Annotated in this window: 22 protein-coding genes, 2 tRNA genes and 1 pseudogene; 16 read left to right on the forward strand and 9 right to left on the reverse strand. The window is 65.6% G+C overall.

Annotated elements, in window-relative coordinates:
• Positions 1–135: 135 nt before the first annotated feature.
• The 5 genes from ACNA7R_RS08105 (at position 136) to ACNA7R_RS08125 (ending at position 3,827) form a co-directional block, all read left to right on the forward strand.
• Positions 136–801 (forward strand): helix-turn-helix domain-containing protein, encoded by a 666-nt coding sequence (locus ACNA7R_RS08105; protein WP_416283062.1) that lies wholly within the window; start codon positions 136–138, stop codon positions 799–801.
• A 266-nt stretch (positions 802–1,067) separates the two neighbouring features.
• Complete coding sequence (locus ACNA7R_RS08110; protein ID WP_416283063.1) at positions 1,068–1,724, forward strand: trimeric intracellular cation channel family protein; 657 nt, start codon at positions 1,068–1,070, stop codon at positions 1,722–1,724.
• Between the two features lie 74 nt (positions 1,725–1,798).
• Positions 1,799–2,881 (forward strand): Mrp/NBP35 family ATP-binding protein, encoded by a 1,083-nt coding sequence (locus ACNA7R_RS08115; protein ID WP_416283064.1) that lies wholly within the window; start codon positions 1,799–1,801, stop codon positions 2,879–2,881.
• Positions 2,878–3,102, forward strand: a complete 225-nt coding sequence (locus tag ACNA7R_RS08120; RefSeq protein WP_416283065.1) for a hypothetical protein — start codon at positions 2,878–2,880, stop codon at positions 3,100–3,102. The genes ACNA7R_RS08115 and ACNA7R_RS08120 overlap by 4 nt, the downstream gene beginning before the upstream one ends.
• Before the next feature lie 74 nt (positions 3,103–3,176).
• Positions 3,177–3,827: a uracil-DNA glycosylase gene (locus ACNA7R_RS08125; protein WP_416283066.1), complete on the forward strand. Its 651-nt coding sequence runs from the start codon at positions 3,177–3,179 to the stop codon at positions 3,825–3,827.
• Positions 3,828–3,830: 3 nt separating this feature from the next.
• Here the strand turns inward: ACNA7R_RS08125 and ACNA7R_RS08130 are convergent, their stop codons facing one another.
• A complete protein-coding gene (locus ACNA7R_RS08130) occupies positions 3,831–4,049 on the reverse strand; it encodes a hypothetical protein (RefSeq protein WP_416283067.1) in 219 nt (72 codons plus the stop codon).
• A 97-nt stretch (positions 4,050–4,146) separates the two neighbouring features.
• Between ACNA7R_RS08130 and ACNA7R_RS08135 the strand changes: the two genes are divergently transcribed.
• Positions 4,147–4,884 carry a hypothetical protein gene (locus ACNA7R_RS08135; protein ID WP_416283068.1) on the forward strand — a complete coding sequence of 246 codons (738 nt, stop codon included), beginning with the start codon at positions 4,147–4,149 and terminating at the stop codon, positions 4,882–4,884.
• A gap of 41 nt (positions 4,885–4,925) precedes the next feature.
• Positions 4,926–5,009 (forward strand) — tRNA-Ser (locus tag ACNA7R_RS08140).
• 287 nt (positions 5,010–5,296) lie between these two features.
• Here the strand turns inward: ACNA7R_RS08140 and ACNA7R_RS08145 are convergent.
• From ACNA7R_RS08145 to glmS, 6 genes are all read right to left on the reverse strand, one after another.
• Positions 5,297–5,458, reverse strand: a complete 162-nt coding sequence (locus ACNA7R_RS08145; RefSeq protein ID WP_416283069.1) for a hypothetical protein — start codon at positions 5,456–5,458, stop codon at positions 5,297–5,299.
• Positions 5,459–6,072: 614 nt separating this feature from the next.
• Positions 6,073–7,122 (reverse strand): L-malyl-CoA/beta-methylmalyl-CoA lyase, encoded by a 1,050-nt coding sequence (citE, locus tag ACNA7R_RS08150; RefSeq protein ID WP_416283070.1) that lies wholly within the window; start codon positions 7,120–7,122, stop codon positions 6,073–6,075.
• 46 nt (positions 7,123–7,168) lie between these two features.
• Positions 7,169–8,248 (reverse strand): 2-methylfumaryl-CoA hydratase, encoded by a 1,080-nt coding sequence (mch, locus tag ACNA7R_RS08155; protein ID WP_416283071.1) that lies wholly within the window; start codon positions 8,246–8,248, stop codon positions 7,169–7,171.
• Positions 8,241–9,518 (reverse strand): methylaspartate ammonia-lyase, encoded by a 1,278-nt coding sequence (locus ACNA7R_RS08160; protein WP_416283072.1) that lies wholly within the window; start codon positions 9,516–9,518, stop codon positions 8,241–8,243. Before ACNA7R_RS08160 ends, mch begins: the two co-directional genes overlap by 8 nt.
• A complete protein-coding gene (locus ACNA7R_RS08165) occupies positions 9,508–10,959 on the reverse strand; it encodes a methylaspartate mutase subunit E (RefSeq protein WP_416283073.1) in 1,452 nt (483 codons plus the stop codon). Before ACNA7R_RS08165 ends, ACNA7R_RS08160 begins: the two co-directional genes overlap by 11 nt.
• Positions 10,960–10,970: 11 nt before the next feature.
• A complete protein-coding gene (gene glmS / locus ACNA7R_RS08170; RefSeq protein ID WP_416283074.1) occupies positions 10,971–11,426 on the reverse strand; it encodes a methylaspartate mutase subunit S in 456 nt (151 codons plus the stop codon).
• Between the two features lie 137 nt (positions 11,427–11,563).
• Between glmS and mct the strand changes: the two genes are divergently transcribed.
• The 8 genes from mct (at position 11,564) to ACNA7R_RS08210 (ending at position 17,971) form a co-directional block, all read left to right on the forward strand.
• Positions 11,564–12,754: a succinyl-CoA:mesaconate CoA-transferase gene (mct, locus tag ACNA7R_RS08175; RefSeq protein ID WP_416283075.1), complete on the forward strand. Its 1,191-nt coding sequence runs from the start codon at positions 11,564–11,566 to the stop codon at positions 12,752–12,754.
• A 94-nt stretch (positions 12,755–12,848) separates the two neighbouring features.
• Positions 12,849–13,169 (forward strand): DUF5785 family protein, encoded by a 321-nt coding sequence (locus tag ACNA7R_RS08180; protein ID WP_416283076.1) that lies wholly within the window; start codon positions 12,849–12,851, stop codon positions 13,167–13,169.
• 60 nt (positions 13,170–13,229) lie between these two features.
• Positions 13,230–13,991 (forward strand): GTP cyclohydrolase III, encoded by a 762-nt coding sequence (locus tag ACNA7R_RS08185; protein WP_416283077.1) that lies wholly within the window; start codon positions 13,230–13,232, stop codon positions 13,989–13,991.
• Between the two features lie 132 nt (positions 13,992–14,123).
• Positions 14,124–14,726, forward strand: a complete 603-nt coding sequence (locus tag ACNA7R_RS08190) for a CBS domain-containing protein (protein WP_416283078.1) — start codon at positions 14,124–14,126, stop codon at positions 14,724–14,726.
• A 70-nt stretch (positions 14,727–14,796) separates the two neighbouring features.
• The gene (locus tag ACNA7R_RS08195; RefSeq protein ID WP_416283079.1) at positions 14,797–15,306 is read left to right on the forward strand and encodes a GNAT family N-acetyltransferase; all 510 of its coding nucleotides are present in this window, start codon (positions 14,797–14,799) and stop codon (positions 15,304–15,306) included.
• An 11-nt stretch (positions 15,307–15,317) separates the two neighbouring features.
• Positions 15,318–15,391 (forward strand) — tRNA-Thr (locus tag ACNA7R_RS08200).
• 615 nt (positions 15,392–16,006) lie between these two features.
• The gene (locus ACNA7R_RS08205) at positions 16,007–17,413 is read left to right on the forward strand and encodes a hypothetical protein (protein WP_416283083.1); all 1,407 of its coding nucleotides are present in this window, start codon (positions 16,007–16,009) and stop codon (positions 17,411–17,413) included.
• Between the two features lie 276 nt (positions 17,414–17,689).
• On the forward strand, positions 17,690–17,971 hold the full coding sequence (locus tag ACNA7R_RS08210) for a HalOD1 output domain-containing protein (protein WP_416283080.1): 282 nt from the start codon (positions 17,690–17,692) through the stop codon (positions 17,969–17,971).
• Positions 17,972–18,059: 88 nt separating this feature from the next.
• On the opposite strand, the gene ACNA7R_RS08215 is transcribed toward ACNA7R_RS08210, so the two are convergent.
• On the reverse strand, positions 18,060–18,812 hold the full coding sequence (locus ACNA7R_RS08215; RefSeq protein WP_416283081.1) for a ribonuclease H-like domain-containing protein: 753 nt from the start codon (positions 18,810–18,812) through the stop codon (positions 18,060–18,062).
• 114 nt (positions 18,813–18,926) lie between these two features.
• Between ACNA7R_RS08215 and ACNA7R_RS08220 the strand changes: the two genes are divergently transcribed.
• Positions 18,927–19,643, forward strand: coding sequence for a hypothetical protein (locus ACNA7R_RS08220; protein WP_416283082.1), 717 nt, complete (start codon positions 18,927–18,929; stop codon positions 19,641–19,643).
• Here ACNA7R_RS08220 and ACNA7R_RS08225 read toward each other — a convergent pair.
• A pseudogene (locus tag ACNA7R_RS08225) lies at positions 19,622–19,702 on the reverse strand (nucleic acid-binding protein); the annotation flags it as partial. The gene ACNA7R_RS08220 and the pseudogene ACNA7R_RS08225 overlap by 22 nt on opposite strands.

A 19,702-nucleotide genomic window follows, 5' to 3' on the forward strand; every position in this document is an offset into this window, starting at 1 on the left:
CTGCATCTAGCGTTTCGCCGACTCCGATTCGGAACGAACCGTCAATGCGTTCTCTACTCAGTATGCTTGCGATAGTTGCTCAGGGCTTCTCAGATATACATGCTCATATATTACAGACACCTACCCTGTAGAACAGTGACTGATATCAAAGCAGTCGTCCGGATCGAGCACCCCGACATAGTGCTCACAAAGACAGTCACTCACGACCAGAGTGCGAAAGTCAGGTCGGTGTTAGAGGCAGGTACTGACCCTACATCGGGGAAATTCTTCTATCGCATACAGTCATCCGATTTCCACCAGTTCGAGGACGGATTGCGGAACGATCACACCATCGGCGAGTTCGAACGAGTTATCGAAACCAGAGACGAGAAGGCGATCTATAGCTTCGAGTATACGGACGAAGCGAAGATCATCTCACCGATTATTTCGACCGCGAACGGCGTCATACTCGATATGAAGAACGACGGAAACGGTTGGATTCTAACGGTATGGATGCCCGAACGGACGAATCTGGCCCCGCTATGGGACTACGCGGAACGGAACGACATCGATATCGAGTTACTGCGCGTGAACGAATACGCTAGTTTAGGGGATACGGACGCAGGACTGACCGATAGCCAACGAGAGGCACTCCTCGTCGCACTCGACACAGGGTATTTCGAAGACCCGCGGGACGCAACCCTCAGCGAAGTCGCCGCTACTCTGGATATCTCTCAACCTGCAGCCAGCGGTCTCATTCGGCGTGGGACCAAACGACTCATCGTTTCTTCCCTGATGGATGACGGTGAACGGCCAGATTGATCACCGGCTACTCGGTGCAGACGACTCACTCACCGCTCGCTACGCTCGCGCTTCGATCGTCGTTCCGCAGAGAGACGCGCTGTCGCGCGTCTCGGACGGCTGTTCGCCCAGTAGAAACTGCGAGCGAAGCGAGCAGTTTGCACGCTCTACGTAACGCTCGAGAGACGAACGCTCGTCGGAAACGATGGGTGGGGTCACCCGGACTGAAACCGCAACAATTCTCGTATACGTAGCGTTCAAGGCGCCTTTCCTCGTAGCGGCGGGCAGTGACGCAGGATCTCATCGGCGTACTGTTCGGCGACCCGTTCGCCGTGATGAACACGATCGGACTGGTCGCCTTCGCGCTCGTCGGCTCGAGCAAGGCGATCCGCGAGCGGTTCGACGTGTTCGGAATCGCCGTCGTCGGACTGGCGATGGCGTTCGCCGGCGGCGTGACGCGGGATCTCTTCGTGGCTCGCGTCCCGTTAGCGCTCCAGTCGCCGATCGAGATCGCGCTCGGCCTGCTCGGCGTGAGTCTGGCGATCGTCCTGAGCGTCGTCCTGCGCTCGCCGGACGATCACCCGATCACGCTCGTTTCGGACGCGATCGGTCTCGCGGCCTTCGCCACGACCGGCGCCATCGTCGCGACGGAGACGGGCGTCTCGGCGTTCGGCGTCGTCGCGATCGCGACGATCAACGCGGCAGGCGGTGGCGCGGTCGCCGACATCCTCCTCGATCGGTCGCCCTTCATCCTCCTCGAGGATTTTTACGCGAGCTGTGCGGTACTGGGCGGGAGCGTCTACTGGGTCGTCGGAACCCTCGGAGGGGCCGAGGGGACCGCTGCCGCGGCGTGTGCGGGGGTAACGCTCGTGACTCGGCTGGTCGCGGTGACCTACGGCTGGAGCCTCCCGACGGCACAGCGGTTGGAATCGCTCGGCAAGTAGGTCGGCCCCGTCGCTCCCGTCGAGGCTCGGTATCCGAACACAACCCTTTTCGACGGCGGGACGTACCCTCCGGTATGGACGAAGCCGCCGTTCGCGACCGCCTCCGGACGGTCGAGGATCCGGAACTCGAGGACGACATCGTCTCGCTCGGACTCGTCAACGAGCTCTCGGTCGACGGCGACGAGGTCGACATCGACCTCGCGCTCGGGGCGCCCTACTCCCCGACCGAGACCGACATCGCCGGCGAGATCCGCGAGCTGCTCCTCGAGGAGGGGCTCGAGCCGAACCTCTCGGCGAGCATCCCCGACCGGGACGCCAACGCCGCCTCGGCGGACGAACAGGTGCTGCCGGGTGTGAAGAACGTCATCGCGGTCGCCTCCGGGAAGGGCGGGGTCGGCAAGTCGACCGTCGCGGTCAACCTCGCGGCCGGGCTCTCGCAGCTCGGCGCCCGGGTCGGCCTCTTCGACGCCGACGTCTACGGGCCGAACGTCCCGCGGATGTTCGACGCCGACGAGCCGCCGATGGCGACCGAGGAGGAGACCCTCGTCCCGCCCGAGAAGTACGGCGTGAAGCTGATGAGCATGGCCTTCCTCACCGGCGAGGACGACCCCGTCATCTGGCGGGGGCCGATGGTCCACAAGGTCATCACCCAGCTCACCGAGGACGTCGAGTGGGGGGAGCTGGATTACCTGATCATCGACCTGCCGCCGGGGACCGGCGACACCCAGCTGACGATGCTCCAGACGATGCCCGTCACGGGCGCCGTGATCGTCACGACCCCCCAGGACGTCGCGCTCGACGACGCCCGGAAGGGACTGGAGATGTTCGCCAAACACGACACCGTCGTGCTCGGCATCGCCGAGAACATGTCGACGTTCGCCTGCCCCGACTGCGGCGGCGAGCACGACATCTTCGGCTCCGGCGGCGGCGAGGAGTTCGCCGAGACCCACAACATGCCCTTTTTGGGCTCGATCCCGCTCGATCCGACCGTCCGCGAAGGTGGCGACGGCGGGGAGCCGACCGTCGTCTCCGACGACGGCGAGACCGGTGACGCCTTCCGGACGATCACCGAGAACGTCGCGAACAACACCGGGATCGTCCACCGACGCGGCGTCTCGCAGACGACCGAGCGGGAGTCCCACGCGCCGGACCGATGAGCGAGAGCGACGAGTTCGAACCCGACCCCGAACGGGTCGCCGCGCTCCGGGAGATCGCAGACGAGATCCGCGGCGACACCAGCGAGCGCAAACAGCTCGCGAACATCCTCTACCGGACCAGCGACCTCTACGACGAGCACGAGGACACCTCCCCCGAGGAGATCGTTCGCAACGTGAAGTTCATCCTCGAGGTCACCGAGCGGGGCGGACTCGAGCGCTGATCGCGTCCGTTCTTTCCGCTTTCGAGACGACGGCCAGGCGCGTCGCTTTTGGTTCCCTGTTCCGAGATACAACTGTGGACGCGAACCAGCGAACCCGCGCGAACCCGTACGGCATGGACGAGGACTGCCGGAACTGTCCGGCGCTCTGTGAGACCCGCACGCAGGTCGTCCACGGCTACGGCGACGTCGGGGCCGACTTCCTGTTCGTCGGCGAGCGCCCGACGGCCAGAGCCGACGAGGTCGGCGTTCCCTTCCTCATCGGGGACTCCGAGCGGAGCGACGAGGACGGCACCTCCCTGCGCCGAATGCTCGAGCGGCTGGGGCTCTGCGATTCGACCTCGCCCGACGATCGACCCGAACTCGAGAACGTCTACCTGACGAACCTCACCCGGTGTCGGGACCCGGATCGAAAGCCGACCGACGAGGAGATCGGCAACTGCGAACCGTATATCAACGCCGAGATCCGGATGATCAACCCCGAGATCATCGTCCCCGTCGGCGAGCGCGCGCTCTCGGAGATCGGCGTCGAGTACACGACGACGCCCGTCGAGGACCTCGACCTCGAGGCCGACCACGCGACGACGATCCGCGGTCGCGGGTTCGAACTCGTCCCTATGATCGAGCCCCGCAAACAGACCGACGCCCAGACCCAGGCGTGGCTCGAGCGGTTCGTCGAGCTGATGGCCTCCGACTACAGGCAGACGAAAGGGCGCCAGAAGCGGTAGCGCCTACCAGTACGGGTTCTCCAGCCGTCGCGTCGATCCCGACCCGAGAGCGATCAGCGCGCCGACGACGACGGCGGCGACGGCCAGCGAACCGACCGTCGGCGCGAGCCACTCGCCCGGCGAGTCGATGACGTAGCCCGCCAGGAAGCCGCCGACGCCGACGCCGACCAGCAGGGCGATTACGAGCGTTCCGACCAGACCGGTACTCGAGCGCGTGTCCATACCGGACGAGTGGTCGCCACCCACATAATTCTACGTCGCCGATGGCGCCTCGAGCGGGAGCCGTCGCGTTCAAGGCCCGCCACGCCCGAGACCGGGTATGATCGTCGTCGTTCCCGTCTCCCCGTCCCGCGAGGGACTCGTGCTGTCGTCGCTCGTCGATCGAACGGTTCTGACCGAGCCAGAGGCCGTCGAACTCTACGAGGCCGCCGTCGTCGACACCCTCCGCTCGGTCGCGGCGAGCGGCGGCGACCTGCTGGTGAACTACCGCGACGAGGAGACCCTGCCGGACTCGTTCTCGGGAGATCCCGAGGTCGAGATCCGGGAACTCGCCACCGCGGCGCTCGGCGACCTCGAGGACGTCCGCTTCGAGCGCCAGGTCGGCTCGACCCGCTCGGCGCGAATCGGGAACACGGTGACCCACCTCCTCGAGCAGGAAGACGCCAGCAGCGTCGGCGTCCTCGAGCCGACGGCGCCGCTGATCGGGCGCACCGAGATCGACGGCGCGGCGATGTCGCTGCGGCGCCACGACGTCGTCCTCGGCCCCTCCTCGGGCGGCCGAACGTACTTCGCCGGATTCGGCGAGCCGATCGACTTCACCGAGGCCGACGCGGTGCCCGAACTGGCGACGCTCGCCGAGCGAGCCGACGACGCCGGACTGGGCGTCGGGTTCGCACCCATGTTGCCGACGATCGCGACCGAATCCGGCCTCTGTGCGACGATCGCAGGGGGGCGGGCTCGAGCGGTCGCCGACCGCTCCCAGGGAGCGACGACGACGGCGATCGTCGACGAGATCGGAATCGGCGTCGGCGAAGGGGAGTCCCTCGAGCGCGAGTAGACCGATAACCCTTTTTGAGCGGGTGGAGAACGTAGGGATGAGGTGGGGTGGCAGAGCGGCCTAACGCGCCTGCCTTGAGAGCAGGTGGCTGTCAAGCCTCATGGGTTCAAATCCCATCCCCACCGTTGCTGTCGCGAACAACTCCGTGAGCGACAGCGACGTCGGTGGGATTTGAATCAGACCGAGGTTCTGCGAACGCAGTGAGCAGGTTCTCGGGCGTGGTTCGAATCCCATCCCCACTCCAATTTCCGGAGCGAAGCCCTTGTACGGTAGGTCGCCCCCTTTCCGTGCAGTGGCGCACGCTGTCGATCCGACTCGAGCGACAGCGGGAACCGCATCGACTTCGGAACCGAACCGAAACCGAACTGGCTCGAGCGAACGTCGACCCCAGACCACGAAAAATCCGCGCGTATCAGTCCAGCAGGAGTATGAGCCCCGGGAGGAACAACACGGCCAGCGCGATCACGATCGCCAGGACGCCGAGCGGAACCACGAGCACCACCTGAATCCCGAGGAGTACGAGCAGCAGTCCGATGATGAGGTTCAGCCGAAGGAGCACGTCTTCGTCGGCCATCGAAGCCCACTCTCGAGTACGTCGGGAAGTGTCTTCGGGCGGGAACCGGAGCCGACCGAGTCACCCGCGACGCTGTCCAATCGGACTATCGACCTGCGAACCAGCTGCCTTACCGGTACACGTTCCGGTACCGGTTCCGGTACTCGAGTACGCCGAGCCGGGCGCAGCGCCGCGAGCGGAACCCGAATCCGACCGCGACGCACTCCGGCTCCTCGCACACCCAGCTGAACGTCCCCGTCTGCGGGTTCCGTGCAACCGCGACGTCCGTATCGCACCGCGGACACCGCCACCCCCACCGGATGTTGCCTGCCGACCGTCTCGAGTCCGTCATGCCAACCCGTCTCGAGGGAGGGGGGCGGAACGGAAGTCGTTCGGGCTGTACATGGTGGCGCTATTTATCACGGTCGGGGACATAGAACAGTAAGAACGGTTGAATGTACGTGTGTCTTGTGGGAGATCGGATTCGCTCGAGACGGAGGGCAACGTGATCGGGTTCGGCATCGGAAACAGGATGCGGTATCGAACACCGAAGGAGGGTCCTCGAAGGCGTCGCCCGCGACAATCCCTCTACTCGAGTCGGAAGCGGAACGAAAGTTACGGCGACGAACCGATCGTTATCGGTAGGACAGCTCGAGTTCGAGCGCCCGTCCCAACAGCTCGTCGTCGTAGCGCTCGTCGGTCTGATCGGGTCTGCGGCTGTGGATCGCCCGCACCGTCCGCACGGTGTTGCGGAAGTTCTTGAACGTCGCCTCGTCGACCATCTGCCCGTCGATCGTCACCGCACCCGTCCCCTCGCGTTTGGCCTCGTTGAACCGCTCGATCTTGTGGACGTCGCGCTCGAGTTCCTCGGGCGTGGGCATGTGGATCGTGTTCGCCTGGATCGTCTGCTTGGGGTACAGCGACCAGGAGCCGTCGAGGCCGACCTGGGCCTCGCGTTCGACCTGATCGGCGTAGGCGTCGGCGTTGTAGTAGGTCAGCCCGGCCCGTTCCTTGAACAGGTCGTCGAACGGCCCGCCGATCGCGAGCAACCCGCCCGCGCTGGCCTCGTTCGAGAGCGCCTCGAGCAGGCCGTCCCAGCGGGGCATTCCCTCGCCGAGGTCGCGGCCGCCCAGCTCGGCCGCGTAGTCGACGGGCCCGAAAATCATGGCCGTGAGCCGAGAGTCGGCGCCGAATTTCGCGATCTCGCGGAGGTCCGAGCGGGCGCGCCCGGTCTCGACGATGATCGAGAGATCGATCGAGCCGTCGGGATAGCCGTGCTCGCGCTCGGCCTCTGCGACGACGCCGGCGGCCCGTTCGACGTCCTCGAGGCGGCCGACCTTCGGCACGACCACGCCGTCGATCTCGTCGCCGATCTCGGCCACCAGTCGGTCGATCTGGTCGCGGCCCTTCTCCCGATACCGATCGTCGTCGTAGGCCCACTCGACGCGCGGGTGGATCTCGCCGGGGAAGTCGTACTCCGGGACGCGATCGATCGTGTTCTCGAGCCCCTCGGCTTTCATGTCGGGCGCGGTGCCGTCCTCCAGGTCTGGCACCAGCCAGTCCGGTGCCCGAAAGCCTTCGGCCTCGAGCGCCGAGACGAGGTACTTCGCCGTCTCCTCCTTGGGGACGGCGGCGGGTGCGGTCTGGAACGTGCGACAGAGTCGGATCTCGGTATCGTCGGTCATGCGTGTGGATGTGTCTGCTGTGGTCGGGAATGTGTGGTCGGGCGGTTCAGCTCGAGCGCTTGCGGATCTCCGCGATTCGGGTGCCGGAGTACACCGGTTCGTCGTTCTGGTTGAACGCGATATGTTCGAAGCGGACGGTTCCCGCCCGCTGATCGGTATCCTCGGCCTCGAGCACGCGCGTGAACGCGTAGACGGTGTCTCCGGGCGTAACGAACGTGTGGAACCGCTCGTCGTCGAAGCCGACCTCGCGGTAGGTGTCCTCGTCGGAGCGGGCGTGGCCCAGCGCCGTCGACCGGGTGACGTCGCCGTAGGTGACGATGTCGCCCGACGGCGAGTCGGCCATCACGTCGGCGTTGTGGTGCTGTTTGGCGGTGTTCAGCGTCGCCAGCGGCAGCCCGGCGACGGTCGTGTCGTCCTGCGTGCGACCCCGCTCGTGGCGGTAGGCGACCGCGGCGTCGCGGTCGTCGGCGCGCTCGAGGGCCTCGCGGAAGTCCTCGAAGGCGCCGCCGTCGGGGGTGACGAACTCGCTCGGGAGCGCGGGTTCGTCGGATTCTTCGGCCGCCGCAGCACTCCCCCCGCTGCCGTCGGTCGCGACGGGCTCGCGTCGCGGGATCATGTTCGTCCGCTCGTAGGAGCACAGGATCTCGTCGGTCTCGGCGTCCATCCCGCGGGTGCGCCAGGTGACGATCCCGTACTCGGGTCGGGAGCTCGAGGTCGCCCTGCTGACGACCTCGCTTTCGACGCGCAGTTCGGTGCCGGCGTAGACGGGGGAGCCGGGGAACCGGACGTCGGTGCGCCCGAGGAAGTAGCCGCCCTTCTCGCTTAGGTCCTCGACGGTGATGCCGAGCGTCGCGGCGGTGAGGTAGTCGGGGTGGATCGGCGGTTCGTCGAATCCTCGATCTCGGGCGGCGTCGGTCCGCCAGTAGGCCGGGTCGTGGTTCAGCGTCTGGCTCATCCAGGACTCGTTGCCCCACCGCGTGAGCGTGAGGCCCGGATCGTGCTCGATCAGGTCGCCCTCCGCGAACGCCTCGAAGTAGTTGCCCTTCTCGCGGGTGTCGGCGCGCTCGAGCGCGCGCGAGAACGTCTTAGTGTCGGTCCAGTCGATCTCGTTCGTCTCGTCAGTCATCTGCGGCCACCTCGTCTGCGTTCGTCGGTCGCTGCTCTCTGTTTCGTCTGGCGACGGTCCGTCGCATCTCGTTTTCCACGATCATGTACCCCTCGTCGAACCCCATGCCGGGCTTTGCCAGTACCTGTGCGGCGTCGGTCGCGAGCGCGACGTGCGCGCAGGCGCGTGCAGAGGTTTCGGTTTCGTTGCAGGTGCCGCCCAGATAGGCGCGGGTGTCGGTTCCCTCGCAGTACCGCACCGCCTGGCCGCTGCGGTGGATCCCGCCGAGGTCGGGCGTTTTGATCTGGACGACGTCGGCCGCACCTCGGTCGACGAACGCCCGAACGTCCTCGAAGGTGTTACACCACTCGTCGGCGACGATGTCGACGCCGACGCCGGCGTCGGCGAGCCCCTCGCGGAGCTCGACCATCGCCTCGATCTGGTCGGCGCGGTCGCCGACGTCCATCGGCCCCTCGATCTGGATCGGGTAGGGTGCGGCGGCATCCTCGAGCGCCCGGAAGTAGTCGACCACTTCGTCGCGGTCGTAGGGGGCGCCGAAGATTTCCCCGATCATTCCGTACACGTCGATGTGGAATCGCGGTTCGTAGCCGTCGGGGCCGAGTTCCTGCGAGCGCTCGGCGAGCCACCCGACGTACTCGAGTAAGGTCTCGCCGTCCTCGCCGATCTTCTCGACGCTGTTGATCAGTCCGTGGGGCAGGACGGGGACGCCCTTGACGAACATCTTCTCGGTGTTGACGTAGCGGTTGTCGCCGGACTGGCCGAAGACGGGAACGGGTTCGGTCGCCGGCTCCGTGCCGAGCTCGTCCGCGAGGACGTCGGTTCGGGTCGTTCCCGAATTGTGGGCGGCCGCGGCAAGCAGCGCCTGGGAGACGCCGTAGCGGATCGCCGTATGGAGCCGGCTGCCCTCGAACTCGCCGTTCTCGAGCAGGTCGGCGTTCGCGAGAAAGTCGCTCGCGTCCCGGCCGATCAGTTCCTCGGCGACGTGCCCCTCGACGACGGGCGCGTACTCCTCGGCGCGGAACAGCGGGTCGCGTCCGCCCGCGCCCGAGTACTGGACCGCCGCACAGTCGCCGCGGTGGACGCTGCCGTCCTCGAGTTCGACGTCGACGATCAGCGTCTCGCCGGCCTGGCGGATCTCGTCGAACCCCTCGGTGACGGGGTCGCTGTCGTATGTGAAGCCATCCTGGACGGCTCCTTCCTTGATCGCGCGCTGGTCGTCGAAGAAGAACCCGCTGTAGCCCGGCGTGGCGTAGATCGCCTCAATCCGCACTGCTGACACCTCCCTTGTCCTGCGGGCGGCCGATGAGCTTCCCGTCGCTGATCGCGTCGACATCGTCGGCGACCATCCGGAACGACTCCTCGCGGCCCTCGGTGGTGGCCCGCTGTGAGAGCCGGGCCTTGTGAATCTCCTTGATGTCGTCGTCCATCTCGAGGTCGGCCCACTCGAAGATCCGCACCCGGCCGTCGTCGTCCCGGGCGGGCAACACGGCGCCCTTCGCGCTGTCGCTCGGTGCGAAGGGGACGTCGAGCGCTCCCGAGTCGAACGCCTTGATCGTTCCCTGGACGACGTCGCCGTCGCCGTGGCTGAAGATCGTGTCCATGAGACACCGTGTCTCCCGTTCGATCAGCTCCTGTTCCTCCGCGATGCCGTCGATGTCGATGTTCTGCTCGATCGCCATGTCGATAACCTGTCGCGTCGTGCGGAGCCCGGAGGCGTTTGCCTCCTTGGTCGGCACGCCCTGGAACTCCTGGGGCGACTTCGTGATGACCTTGTCCGGCTGTGCGATGGCGGCGGTCATCCCGCCGAGGCTGATGACGCCGTTGGCGCGAGCCTCGTCGGGCGGGAACCCGCCCATCCACTCGTGGAAGACCGTCGTCACGCAGACCTCGTCGGGGAGGTACTCGTCGCCGAGTTCCTGTAAGGCGTTCAGGGCGGCGACGTCCTGGACGACGTTGCCGACCTGGCCGTAGCCGAGGGTGATCGAGCGCACGCCCTGCGTGGCGGCGAGCTGACCCTCGACGATCATGATCGCGATCGCGATCGAGGGCGGCACCAGGGTCCCCGTCAGGGGGCCGAACGGTTCGCGGTTGATCCGCACGCCCCGTTCGGTGTAAGCGCCCGCCAGTCGATCCACGAACTGCCACTTCTCGATGGTCTCCTCGAGCCCGTGGCGTTTCGTGTAGGGGATGTTGTAGGAGATCGGTCCGCCCTCGAAGCTCTGGAACCCGCCCGCGAAGGTGATCGCCGCCAGCAGTCGAGCGTCGGGGGTACCGTGGCGGACCTCGATCGGGGCATCCAGGGCCTCGATCAGCTCGCGACAGCCCTCGATCCCGTGGTTGACCGCGGGGAACCCGTTGAGGGTGTCCTCGCCGGTCTCGCGGGCCTTCTCGAGGCCCTCCTGGGCCTTCCCGTACTCGTTGTCGCGCGTGTAGGAGTCGATCGTCGTCGGGAGCAGATCCGCCTTCCCGTCGTCCTGGAGGTACTCCAGCAGCTCGATCTGGTCGTCGAGTCGCGGGACCCCCGCGCGGGGTTGCAGGAGGGGTTTGTCCGCGGACTCGAGCACGTCGGCGAAGCGTTTGCTCGCCGGCAGCGACTCGTGGTAGCGAATCGCCTCCTCGAAGTCGACGTCGCCGCCGGTCGACCAGCCGGACCGAATCTCGTCGTCGATGCGCCGTAGCTCGTCGGATGGAATGCGTTCGTCTCGTATCATCAAGCCACCAGTTAGCTGCTGACGGTAACCCGCTCGGACTCGGTGGTCGTGACGTGGAGGTCCCGCTCGAGGGCGGCGATGGCTTCCTCGGGGTCGGTTTCGGAGTCGAAGACCCGATCGAACCCGAGCTCCTCGAAGGTCGCGCGGGTCTGATCGAAGTCGTCCTGCCCGACGGCGAGGTTGCCGCCGATGTAGGTGACGGCGTCGACGTCGGCCTCCGCGAGGACCTCGTGGAACCCCTGGCAGTCCTGCTCGGCGTGACCGTAGAGCGAGGAGACGAGTACCGCCTCCGCCGAGTGGGCTACCGCTGCCTCCGCGAACTCCTCTTGGGAGGTCTGGACGCCGAGGTTGACGACGTCGAAGCCAGCTGCACTCAGGGCCTGCTCTAGGATCGTGATGCCAACGACGTGGGCGTCGGAGCCGATCACGCCGAGGACGACCGTTCGGGACATCGTATCCAGAACCATGAGGAATACCCGTATAAAGTTAATGGTTGATCATGATAATACTCCTTAAACACCCTAACACCACCCCCTTGAGAGACAACCACACCTTCATGATCTATTGCAAAGGTTTTTGCGCTTGACCGCAGTCAGTCGCTCTCATGGGCGCACTGTCGAATCTGCGTGTGATCGACCTGACACAGGTGCTGGCCGGCCCGTACTGTACGATGTTGCTCGCGGATATGGGCGCCGACGTGGTAAAGATCGAGCGCCCGGGCGGCGACCTGATCCGGTCGAACCCGCCGTTCGTCGGCGACGCCGACGAGGAGGCCTACGGCGGCTACTTCCAGAGCGTCAATCGGGGCAAGCGCAGCCTCGAACTCGATTTCAACGATCCCGACGATCGCGAGGATTTCCTCTCGCTGGTCGAGGAGGCCGACGTCGTCGTCGAGAACTACCGATCGGGAACGATGGAGAAGTACGACCTGGGTTACGAGACCCTCAAAGAGCGCAACCCGGAGCTGATCTACTCCTCGATCCGGGGGTTCGGCGACCCGCGCACGGGCGAGACTCACCGCCAGGGCCAGCCCTCGTTCGACCTCATCGCGCAGGCGCTGGGCGGCGTGATGGAGATCACGGGCCAGGAGGACGGTCCGCCGACGAAGGTCGGGCCCGGCATCGGCGACCTCTTTACGGCGACGCTGAACTGCATCGGGATCCTCGCCGCGGTCAACCACCGCCACCGGACCGGCGAGGGCCAGTACGTCGACACCGCGATGTACGACGCGATGCTCAGCATGACCGAGCGGGCGATCTACCAGCACTCCTACACCGGCGAAGCGCCCTCCCGTCGTGGGAACTCCCACCCGACGCTGTTTCCGTACGACGCCTTCGAGACCGCGGACGGCCACGCCGTGATCGCGGCCTTCGGGACGAACCACTGGAACGAGGTCTGCGAGGCGATGGGGCGGGAGGACCTCGCTGCGGAGTACCCCACCGCTGCGGATCGTCTCGAGCACCGCGAGGCGCTGCGCGAGGAGATCGCCGACTGGGCCGCCGGACTCGCGACCGCCGACCTCGTCGAGACCCTCGAGGGACGGGTCCCGGTCGCGCCGGTCCAGAGCACCGACGAGATCTTCGAGGATCCCCACGTCCGCGACCGCGAGATGCTCGTGCCGGTCGAACAGCCCGGCTCCGGCGAGCGCGTCGAGATCGCCGGCTCGCCGATCAAGATGACCGAGACGCCGCCCGAACCCGGCGGCCGGGCGCCGCTGCTCGACGAACACCGCGGGGAACTGCTCGAGGACGACGAGCCCGAACGGACCGACGCCGAGACCGCGGCGGACGACTGACCGCCGACGAGGGGTCGGCTCCCCGCGGAGCCGCCTCGCGGCGCGCTCGGATCGGAGGGTAATCCTTTTGCGCCCCCCACACACACCTCGGAGTATGGACTGGCCATTCGACCCCGACGGGGAGCAGGGCAGCGAGGGAATGCGGAAGTTCGACATGCGGATCATCGCCGACAAGGTCGACGAGGAGGAGGACTTCCCGATGAACCGCGACGAGTTCGTCGCCGAGCACGGCGACGACCCGATCCGGATCAACTACGAGCGCGTCGTCCCGATGCGGGAGATCTTCGAGTACGTCGAACCCGAGGAGTTCGAGACGATGGTCGACATGCACAAGGCCGTCGGCGCGGCGATGCGGGCCGGCGACTTCTGGGAGTACCACCCGGAAGGAAGCGATCCGGAGAAGAAACCCGCCTGATCCGTCACGGATCTGGATTACGTACCACTTATACGACGCCGATCGAAACCTTCGGGTACCGTGACGAACACGCAGGTTACGCTCCTCCAGATCGACAACTACGGTCCCTGGACCGTAACGCCCGAACCGCGCCGGGAAGCCGATCTCCAGACGCTCCAGTCGCGGCTGTACGCCGACGTCTCACAGTTCGTCGGCAACCGCGACGGCTACGTCTTCTTCACCCGCTTCGACAACATGATCGCCGTCACGAATGGGCTCTCGTCCGAGGATCACGCGCTCCTCCAGGAGTCCGTCGACAACCGATACCCGGTGACGGTCAGTCTCGGGGTCGCGACCGGGACGACTCCGGTACAGGCGCTTTCGGACGCGACCGCGTTGCTCCAGGAGGCCGGCAGCGCCCAGGACAAGAACCGACGCGAGTGTCTCGAGGGCCGGACGATCGACGACGCCCACCGAACCGGCGAGGACGTCCAGATCGCCCACTTCGACGTCATCGACGCCACTGGCGAGTACACCGACGAACTCAATGCCTTCGACACGTTCATTGAGATCGAGCAGGGGTACGCTTCCCTCATGCGACACATGCGCCGGGCCCACGACAGCCTCGCGTTTTTCGTCGGCGGCGACAACGTCATCGTCGTCTGTCCGGATCTCGCCGAGGCCGACTACGAGGAGGCGATCTACCACGTCCAGGAGGAGGTCGACGTCGAACTGCAGGTCGGCGCCGGCCGGGGGAGAAGCGCCCACGAGGCGGGTATCGCCGCCAAACACGCTCTCGAGGACTGTCGCGCCGACGGAACCCGAGTCGAACTCGGCTGGTGAGTGCGCTGGCGGCCGCAGTCGCGGCCGTTCTCCCGAATCCTCCCGACTGCCGTCGAATCCCGTATGTTTGTCACGCGTTCACTTAACCGTGCCGGAGATAGTTTTTAGCCAGTCCGTGGGATGTGTACACATATGGAACCGGAACTGTCCGTCAGGGAGGTCCTGACGACCGAATACGTCGGCGTCAGCGAGTCGGATCCCGTGCTGGGAACCGTTCGGCTGATGCGCGAAGAACGTGCAGGCTGTGTCCTCGTGGTTCGAGGCTCCGAGCCGGTCGGGATCATGACCGAGTGGGACGTGCTCGGCCTCGTCGCCGAGGAGAACGATCCGGCCGAGACGACCGTCGGGGAGGTCATGACCAGCCCCGTGATCTCGATCAACGCGGGCTGGTCGCTGGCCGACGCCGCGACGACGATGAGCCGACAGAACATCCGTAACCTGGTCGTCGAGAACGACGACGAGATCGTCGGCGTGCTCACCCAGCGCGACGTCATCACCGCCGCCGGCTCCTTCCAGGGGACGACGAGTGGCACCGCGGACGGCTCGCTGGAATCCGAACGCCCCCTCGAGCAGTCCCGATCCTCGCCACCCGGGGACGAACTCGAGACGGAGCTGTTACCAAACGGCGGGGACGAGTTCTCCACGCAGGGCGTCTGCGAAGCCTGCGGTTCGCTCGCCGACTCGCTGTGGGACGCTAACGGGCGACTGGTCTGTTCGGACTGTCGGTCGGTTTGAGCGATCCCCGCTCCGGCCGTTACCGGCTGGAGAAGAAGACCTTTTGGACGCTGCTGCCGACGGGACGACAATGGCTCCGGAGACACCGGTCGTCGAACCCGCGACGCAGGGGGATCTGCCGGCGATCACCGAGCTGTGGGTTCGGCTGGCTCGCGACCAGCGCAACCACGGCTCGTTCGTCCGCGGCGAGGAAAACCGGGAGACGATGCGGGAGACGCTCGCCGGACACCTCCACACCGACGGGCTCCTCGTCGCACGCGTCGGGGAGTCGATCGTCGGCTTCGTCACCTACTCCCTCGAGCGAGGGTCCCTCGAGCTCGACGCGACCCGCGGCCTGCTCTCGAACATCTACGTCGCCCCCGCCTACCGCGGCCGCGGGACCGGAACGGCGCTGCTCGAGGCCGCCGAGGACGCACTCGCCGACCGGGGTGCGGAGGTGGTGATCCTCGAGGTGCTGTCCGACAACGAGGCCGCGAGGCGGTTCTACGAGGAATGCGCGTACGAGCCCTACAGGGTGTCGATGCGACGTTCGCTCGAGAACCGATCGGAAAACGATACACACTCAAAGGAGGAACGGTAACTCACTGCTGCGCCAGGGGAGCATGGGCGGTTCATGCACTCGACTTGTAATCGAGACTTCGTGGGTTCAAATCCCACCCCTGGCTTGGCGTCGAGACGCAGACGCGCTTTCCGTCGGTCGGCTCCGTTTTCGATCAGTCCTCGGACACATCGGTCCGGATCACGGTAGCGTACCGCTCGAGTAGACTTTCATTTTCTACGAGTTGTCCGCCCGTTGATCGATCGTCGGGTCGTTTCGAACGGGTTCTCGGTCGCGGAGACTGTTCCGATTCATCACGGGCTAATTCGGTGTCGTTCGGATATAGTTCCGCAATCGGTCCGCTGAACCGGGTGAAAAACCGGTAGGAGACTGTTTCAATTTGCGCAACTTCTTAGTCCGTATAAGTACTCGGCCTGATTTCTCGCGAAACTGTTTTACGCCACGGCCCGTCCGACCTCACGCCCTTATTTCGGCGATAACTCCGGATATCCGTCGTTCCGCTCGTGCGGCGGTCTCGGACGGCTCTGTCGGCGTTGAAACTGTTGAACCGGGCCGTTCGTGTGCTGCGATACTTTCACGTCAAATTACTTCGAGTATATGTATAACCGACCCGTTGGTACGGAAAGTCGTAATGTCGAACGACTCTGGTAACTGGCTGACAGGTAGACGGACGTATCTGAAGGGATGTCTTGCCGGGCTCGGAACGCTTTCCGCTGCGGGGATGGCCTCCGCGTCTACGGACGCGAGCGCGAGCGAGAGCGACTACAGTAACGTGGTCGATATGGTCGAGGCGGGTGCCGACCCGAACGGCAACGAATCGATCACCTCCGTCGTACAGCAGAACATCGCGGACGATACGCTGCTGAAGTTCCCCGAAGGGGAGTACTACATGGACTCCCAGGTTCGGTTTACCGGCTTCAACAACGTCGGTATCGTCGGCGACGGCGCGACAATCGTTCCGGCGAACTACAGCTCCTTCGACGGACCGCAGTACCGTCTGTTCCGACTGGGAACCAGCGGGAGTCCGGGTAGATCCGTCTGGTTCGAAGGGTTCGACGTCGATCAGACCGCTTCCAACACGGGTATTCGCGTCATCAGCGCGGAAGTGAGCGACGAACTCGTCGTGCGGGACGTCTTCATCCACGGTGTTCACGACAGCGGAACCTGGGGCCCGGGCCTGTTCAACATCACCGACCCCGACGGCGTCGGGATCGTCGACTGCTTCCGTGCGTTCGACGGCGGACAGCACGTCGAGAACACGCCCCACGGCGGCCGATGGCGCGGCGCGACCGGGATCATGCTCAACGGCAACCACCAGGGCCACATCACGTTCAAGGACTGTGTGCTCGGTGGGTTCCCCGACAACGGGCTGTATGCCTCGGGCGAGAACGGCCGCATCGACATCGAGGGCGGCTGGTACGAGAACAGCGCGACCGCCTCCGTCCGCCTCAGCGGGAACGAGGGCTCGATCTCGAACGCGATCGTCGTCGTCGACGACAACCCGACGGGCGCGGAGGGCCAGCACGGGGTTCGCCTCGACCAGGGCAGCTACACGCTCTCGAACGTCACCATCGACACGCCGAACCAGAACGGCGAGTCGATCCGCATCATGAGCCGCGTCGACTCGACCACCGTCGAGAACACGCTCATCAAGGCCGGCGGGCAGAGCACGGCCGTCCGCATCGACAACGGTGCCGGCGCGGTCGACTTCCGGAACTCGGAGGTCGAGATCAACGGCAGCGCCTACGCCTTCCGCATCCTCGGTAACAGTCCCGGCGCCGTCTCCCTCGAGGACGTCAACGTCGTCGGCAGCGCCGGCGGCTCCCCGATCCAGCCGGCGATCTTCTGTGAACGCAACAACTGCCAGTTCGACGGCATCTCCGTCGAGCAGCTCGGCGGCGGTCGTCGGCGCGGACTCGAACTTCGCGGCAGCAACTACGAGATCACGAACAGCGAGTTCGAGACCAGCCACATTCCGATCATCGTTCACAACGCGAACGACGTCGAGATCGAGAACACCTACGCGCGAGCCGACGACGGCAGCACGTCGGTTCACGTCCGCAGCGGCTCCAGCGGCGTCAGCTTCCAGGGCAACGACCTGCCCCAGGGCATCGACGACCGCAGATAACGCGAGTTCGGGAAGGGACTCGAGACCGAATCGGGTGGATCGTTCTTTCGCGGTTTCGACGACGGAGCGATTGCGCCGTAATCCTACCGTACAGCGTCGAAAACGCTGATTTATCCGCGTTCTACAACCGGAAAAAGACCGTCCCAAGTTCGTATCGAACGTGGGGTACGAAACTGGCTAGTACTGTATTACTTCGTGCTATATTGGACAGAACTCGACACCGAAACCGAGGTGAGGACAGTGGATTTATATATACCGACAGAAAGACTCCGGCCAATGCTACTCTCAGTCGACCGGTCCGATACAGCCACCGCCACGTCGTTGAGTTACGAGGTTGTCAGCGCTATCGCCGAACGAGAGGGCGTCGAGCCGACCGATATCGAACCGCCGGAGTACGACGCCCTCTACGAGGTTATCAACCCGGAGGCGCTCGACTCGCTGTTCGCTCCCCGGGAGAACGGGATGCACCGGGCGAGCGGACGAATCGAGTTCGACTACTGTGGCTACCACGTTACCGTAACCAGCGACGGCGACGTCGACGTCTCGGACCTCGAGTAAGTACGAACTGACGTGCCCGTGTATTCTCGGACGTTCTCGTTCTCTGGACGAGCGACGGCGATGTCTCGACACGCCGCCTCGAACACCGCTACGCGTCCCGACACGCCGCCTCGAACACCGACTCGTGGAGGCGATCCGCGACCGTCTCCAGCAGCGGTTTCATGTTCTCCGTGTCGGCACGGTTGTACTCGACGAGACGCTCGAGGGCGGCGTCGTCGCCGGCCTCGTACTCGTGCCAGAGCCGAACCGCGTCCCGACCGCTGAGGTCGGGCATATCGCGACCGATCCCCAGCTCGCGTTCGATCGCTTTCAGTCCGCCGTCGAGCCCCACCTTCTTGCAGGGGTACATGAGATCGACGTGGGGAACCGTCACGTCGAGGTCGTAGCAGGTCTCGAGGAACGGAACGTCGAAGCGCTGCCCGTTGAACGTTACCAGCAGCGCCGACCGCTCGAGTTCCGCCTCGAGCCGTCGGGCGGTCAGGTCCCGTCCCTGCACGAACGTCTTCGTCTCGTCGCCGCGGTGGATCGACACCGTCGTCACGTCGTTGCGATCGGCGCTCAGCCCGGTCGTCTCGATGTCCAGGAAGGCGGTCTCCTCGCGGACGTTCTCGTAGAGGCGCCACCGGCTCGCGGCCGGCAGCGCCTCGGCGAACGTCGAGACGTCGCCGCGCTCGAGGTGGGTCCACCCCTCGTCGATGAACGTCTCGATCCGGTCGGCGAGCGTGTCGCCGACGACGCTGCCGTCGAACTCCTCCCAGTGGGTAACCCCGTTCTCCCAGAGCCGGCGCTCGGTGGTTTCTCCGACGCCACGAACCGGGATGAAGCTGTTCTCGATTCGCACACCAGTGTAGGGGAGCCAGGCGGGCAAAAGCGCTTGGTTCCGCACGAGCGACCGGTCGGGAAACCGACCAGTCCGAACGCCCGGCTTTTGGTCCCGGCCTCCGTAGGAAGCAGTATGGCTGATCCCGACCCCGACGACGAGCTCGCCGACGCGATGCGCGAGCTCACCAGGACGATCGAGGAGCTTCGAACCGAACTCGAGGACTCGTCGCGCCGCGGTCCTCGATTTCCCGCGCCCCGTCCGCCGACCCCACGCGAACTGCTTCGGGTGGCCGACGAGGTCGCGATTCCGGCGCTGCTGGCGACGCTGGAGTCGAGCGTCCGCACCCTCGAGGCGCTCCAGCGCGGCCTCGAGATCGTTCGTACCGAGCGGGAGGTCCGCGATCGGGTCGACGACACGGCCGACCGCGCCGGAACGCGCGCAAGCGAAGTGCGCCGAACGACGCTCTCGCAGCTCGATACCGTCCTGGCAGAGCTCCAACGAGCGGCCTCGGAAGGGACGTTGCCCGCCGACGAGGACGCCAAAGAGCTGCTCGCCGAGGCGCGCGAGCTCCGCGACGAGGTGGACGGACGGCTGCGACGCGCCGTCGAGGGGCGGGACGAACCCGACGGGGGAGGGCCGATCCGGATCGACATCGACCAGCCCGACGAGGCGTCCGAAGACGACGACGGCGACGAGTCCGACTCGAGCGTCGACGTGGATGCGGAGCTCGAGACGCTCAAGGACCGGTACTCGGAGGACGAGCGAACGGACGGAACGAACGGCGAAAACGAAGGGGCGGAGGACGACGAATCCGAAGACGGCGATCCTCAGACCGGTTCGAACCGGTAGCCGTCCCAGTCCTGGCTGTCGGGCTCCCTGATGCCGGCACCGGGCTCGCGGAGCTCCTC

Source organism: Natronococcus sp. (genome assembly GCF_047921035.1).
Lineage (GTDB): Archaea > Halobacteriota > Halobacteria > Halobacteriales > Natrialbaceae > Natronococcus.

Bases quoted from the DNA above. Each gene is read 5' to 3' on its own strand.
- ACNA7R_RS08115 (WP_416283064.1), top strand. From the start codon at position 1,799: ATGGACGAAGCCGCCGTTCGCGACCGCCTCCGGACGGTCGAGGATCCG.
- ACNA7R_RS08120 (WP_416283065.1), top strand. From the start codon at position 2,878: ATGAGCGAGAGCGACGAGTTCGAACCCGACCCCGAACGGGTCGCCGCG.
- ACNA7R_RS08130 (WP_416283067.1), bottom strand. From the start codon at position 4,049: ATGGACACGCGCTCGAGTACCGGTCTGGTCGGAACGCTCGTAATCGCC.
- ACNA7R_RS08135 (WP_416283068.1), top strand. From the start codon at position 4,147: ATGATCGTCGTCGTTCCCGTCTCCCCGTCCCGCGAGGGACTCGTGCTG.
- ACNA7R_RS08145 (WP_416283069.1), bottom strand. From the start codon at position 5,458: ATGGCCGACGAAGACGTGCTCCTTCGGCTGAACCTCATCATCGGACTG.
- citE (WP_416283070.1), bottom strand. From the start codon at position 7,122: ATGACCGACGATACCGAGATCCGACTCTGTCGCACGTTCCAGACCGCA.
- mch (WP_416283071.1), bottom strand. From the start codon at position 8,248: ATGACTGACGAGACGAACGAGATCGACTGGACCGACACTAAGACGTTC.
- ACNA7R_RS08165 (WP_416283073.1), bottom strand. From the start codon at position 10,959: ATGATACGAGACGAACGCATTCCATCCGACGAGCTACGGCGCATCGAC.
- glmS (WP_416283074.1), bottom strand. From the start codon at position 11,426: ATGGTTCTGGATACGATGTCCCGAACGGTCGTCCTCGGCGTGATCGGC.
- mct (WP_416283075.1), top strand. From the start codon at position 11,564: ATGGGCGCACTGTCGAATCTGCGTGTGATCGACCTGACACAGGTGCTG.
- ACNA7R_RS08180 (WP_416283076.1), top strand. From the start codon at position 12,849: ATGGACTGGCCATTCGACCCCGACGGGGAGCAGGGCAGCGAGGGAATG.
- ACNA7R_RS08190 (WP_416283078.1), top strand. From the start codon at position 14,124: ATGGAACCGGAACTGTCCGTCAGGGAGGTCCTGACGACCGAATACGTC.
- ACNA7R_RS08195 (WP_416283079.1), top strand. From the start codon at position 14,797: ATGGCTCCGGAGACACCGGTCGTCGAACCCGCGACGCAGGGGGATCTG.
- ACNA7R_RS08205 (WP_416283083.1), top strand. From the start codon at position 16,007: ATGGCCTCCGCGTCTACGGACGCGAGCGCGAGCGAGAGCGACTACAGT.
- ACNA7R_RS08210 (WP_416283080.1), top strand. From the start codon at position 17,690: ATGCTACTCTCAGTCGACCGGTCCGATACAGCCACCGCCACGTCGTTG.
- ACNA7R_RS08220 (WP_416283082.1), top strand. From the start codon at position 18,927: ATGGCTGATCCCGACCCCGACGACGAGCTCGCCGACGCGATGCGCGAG.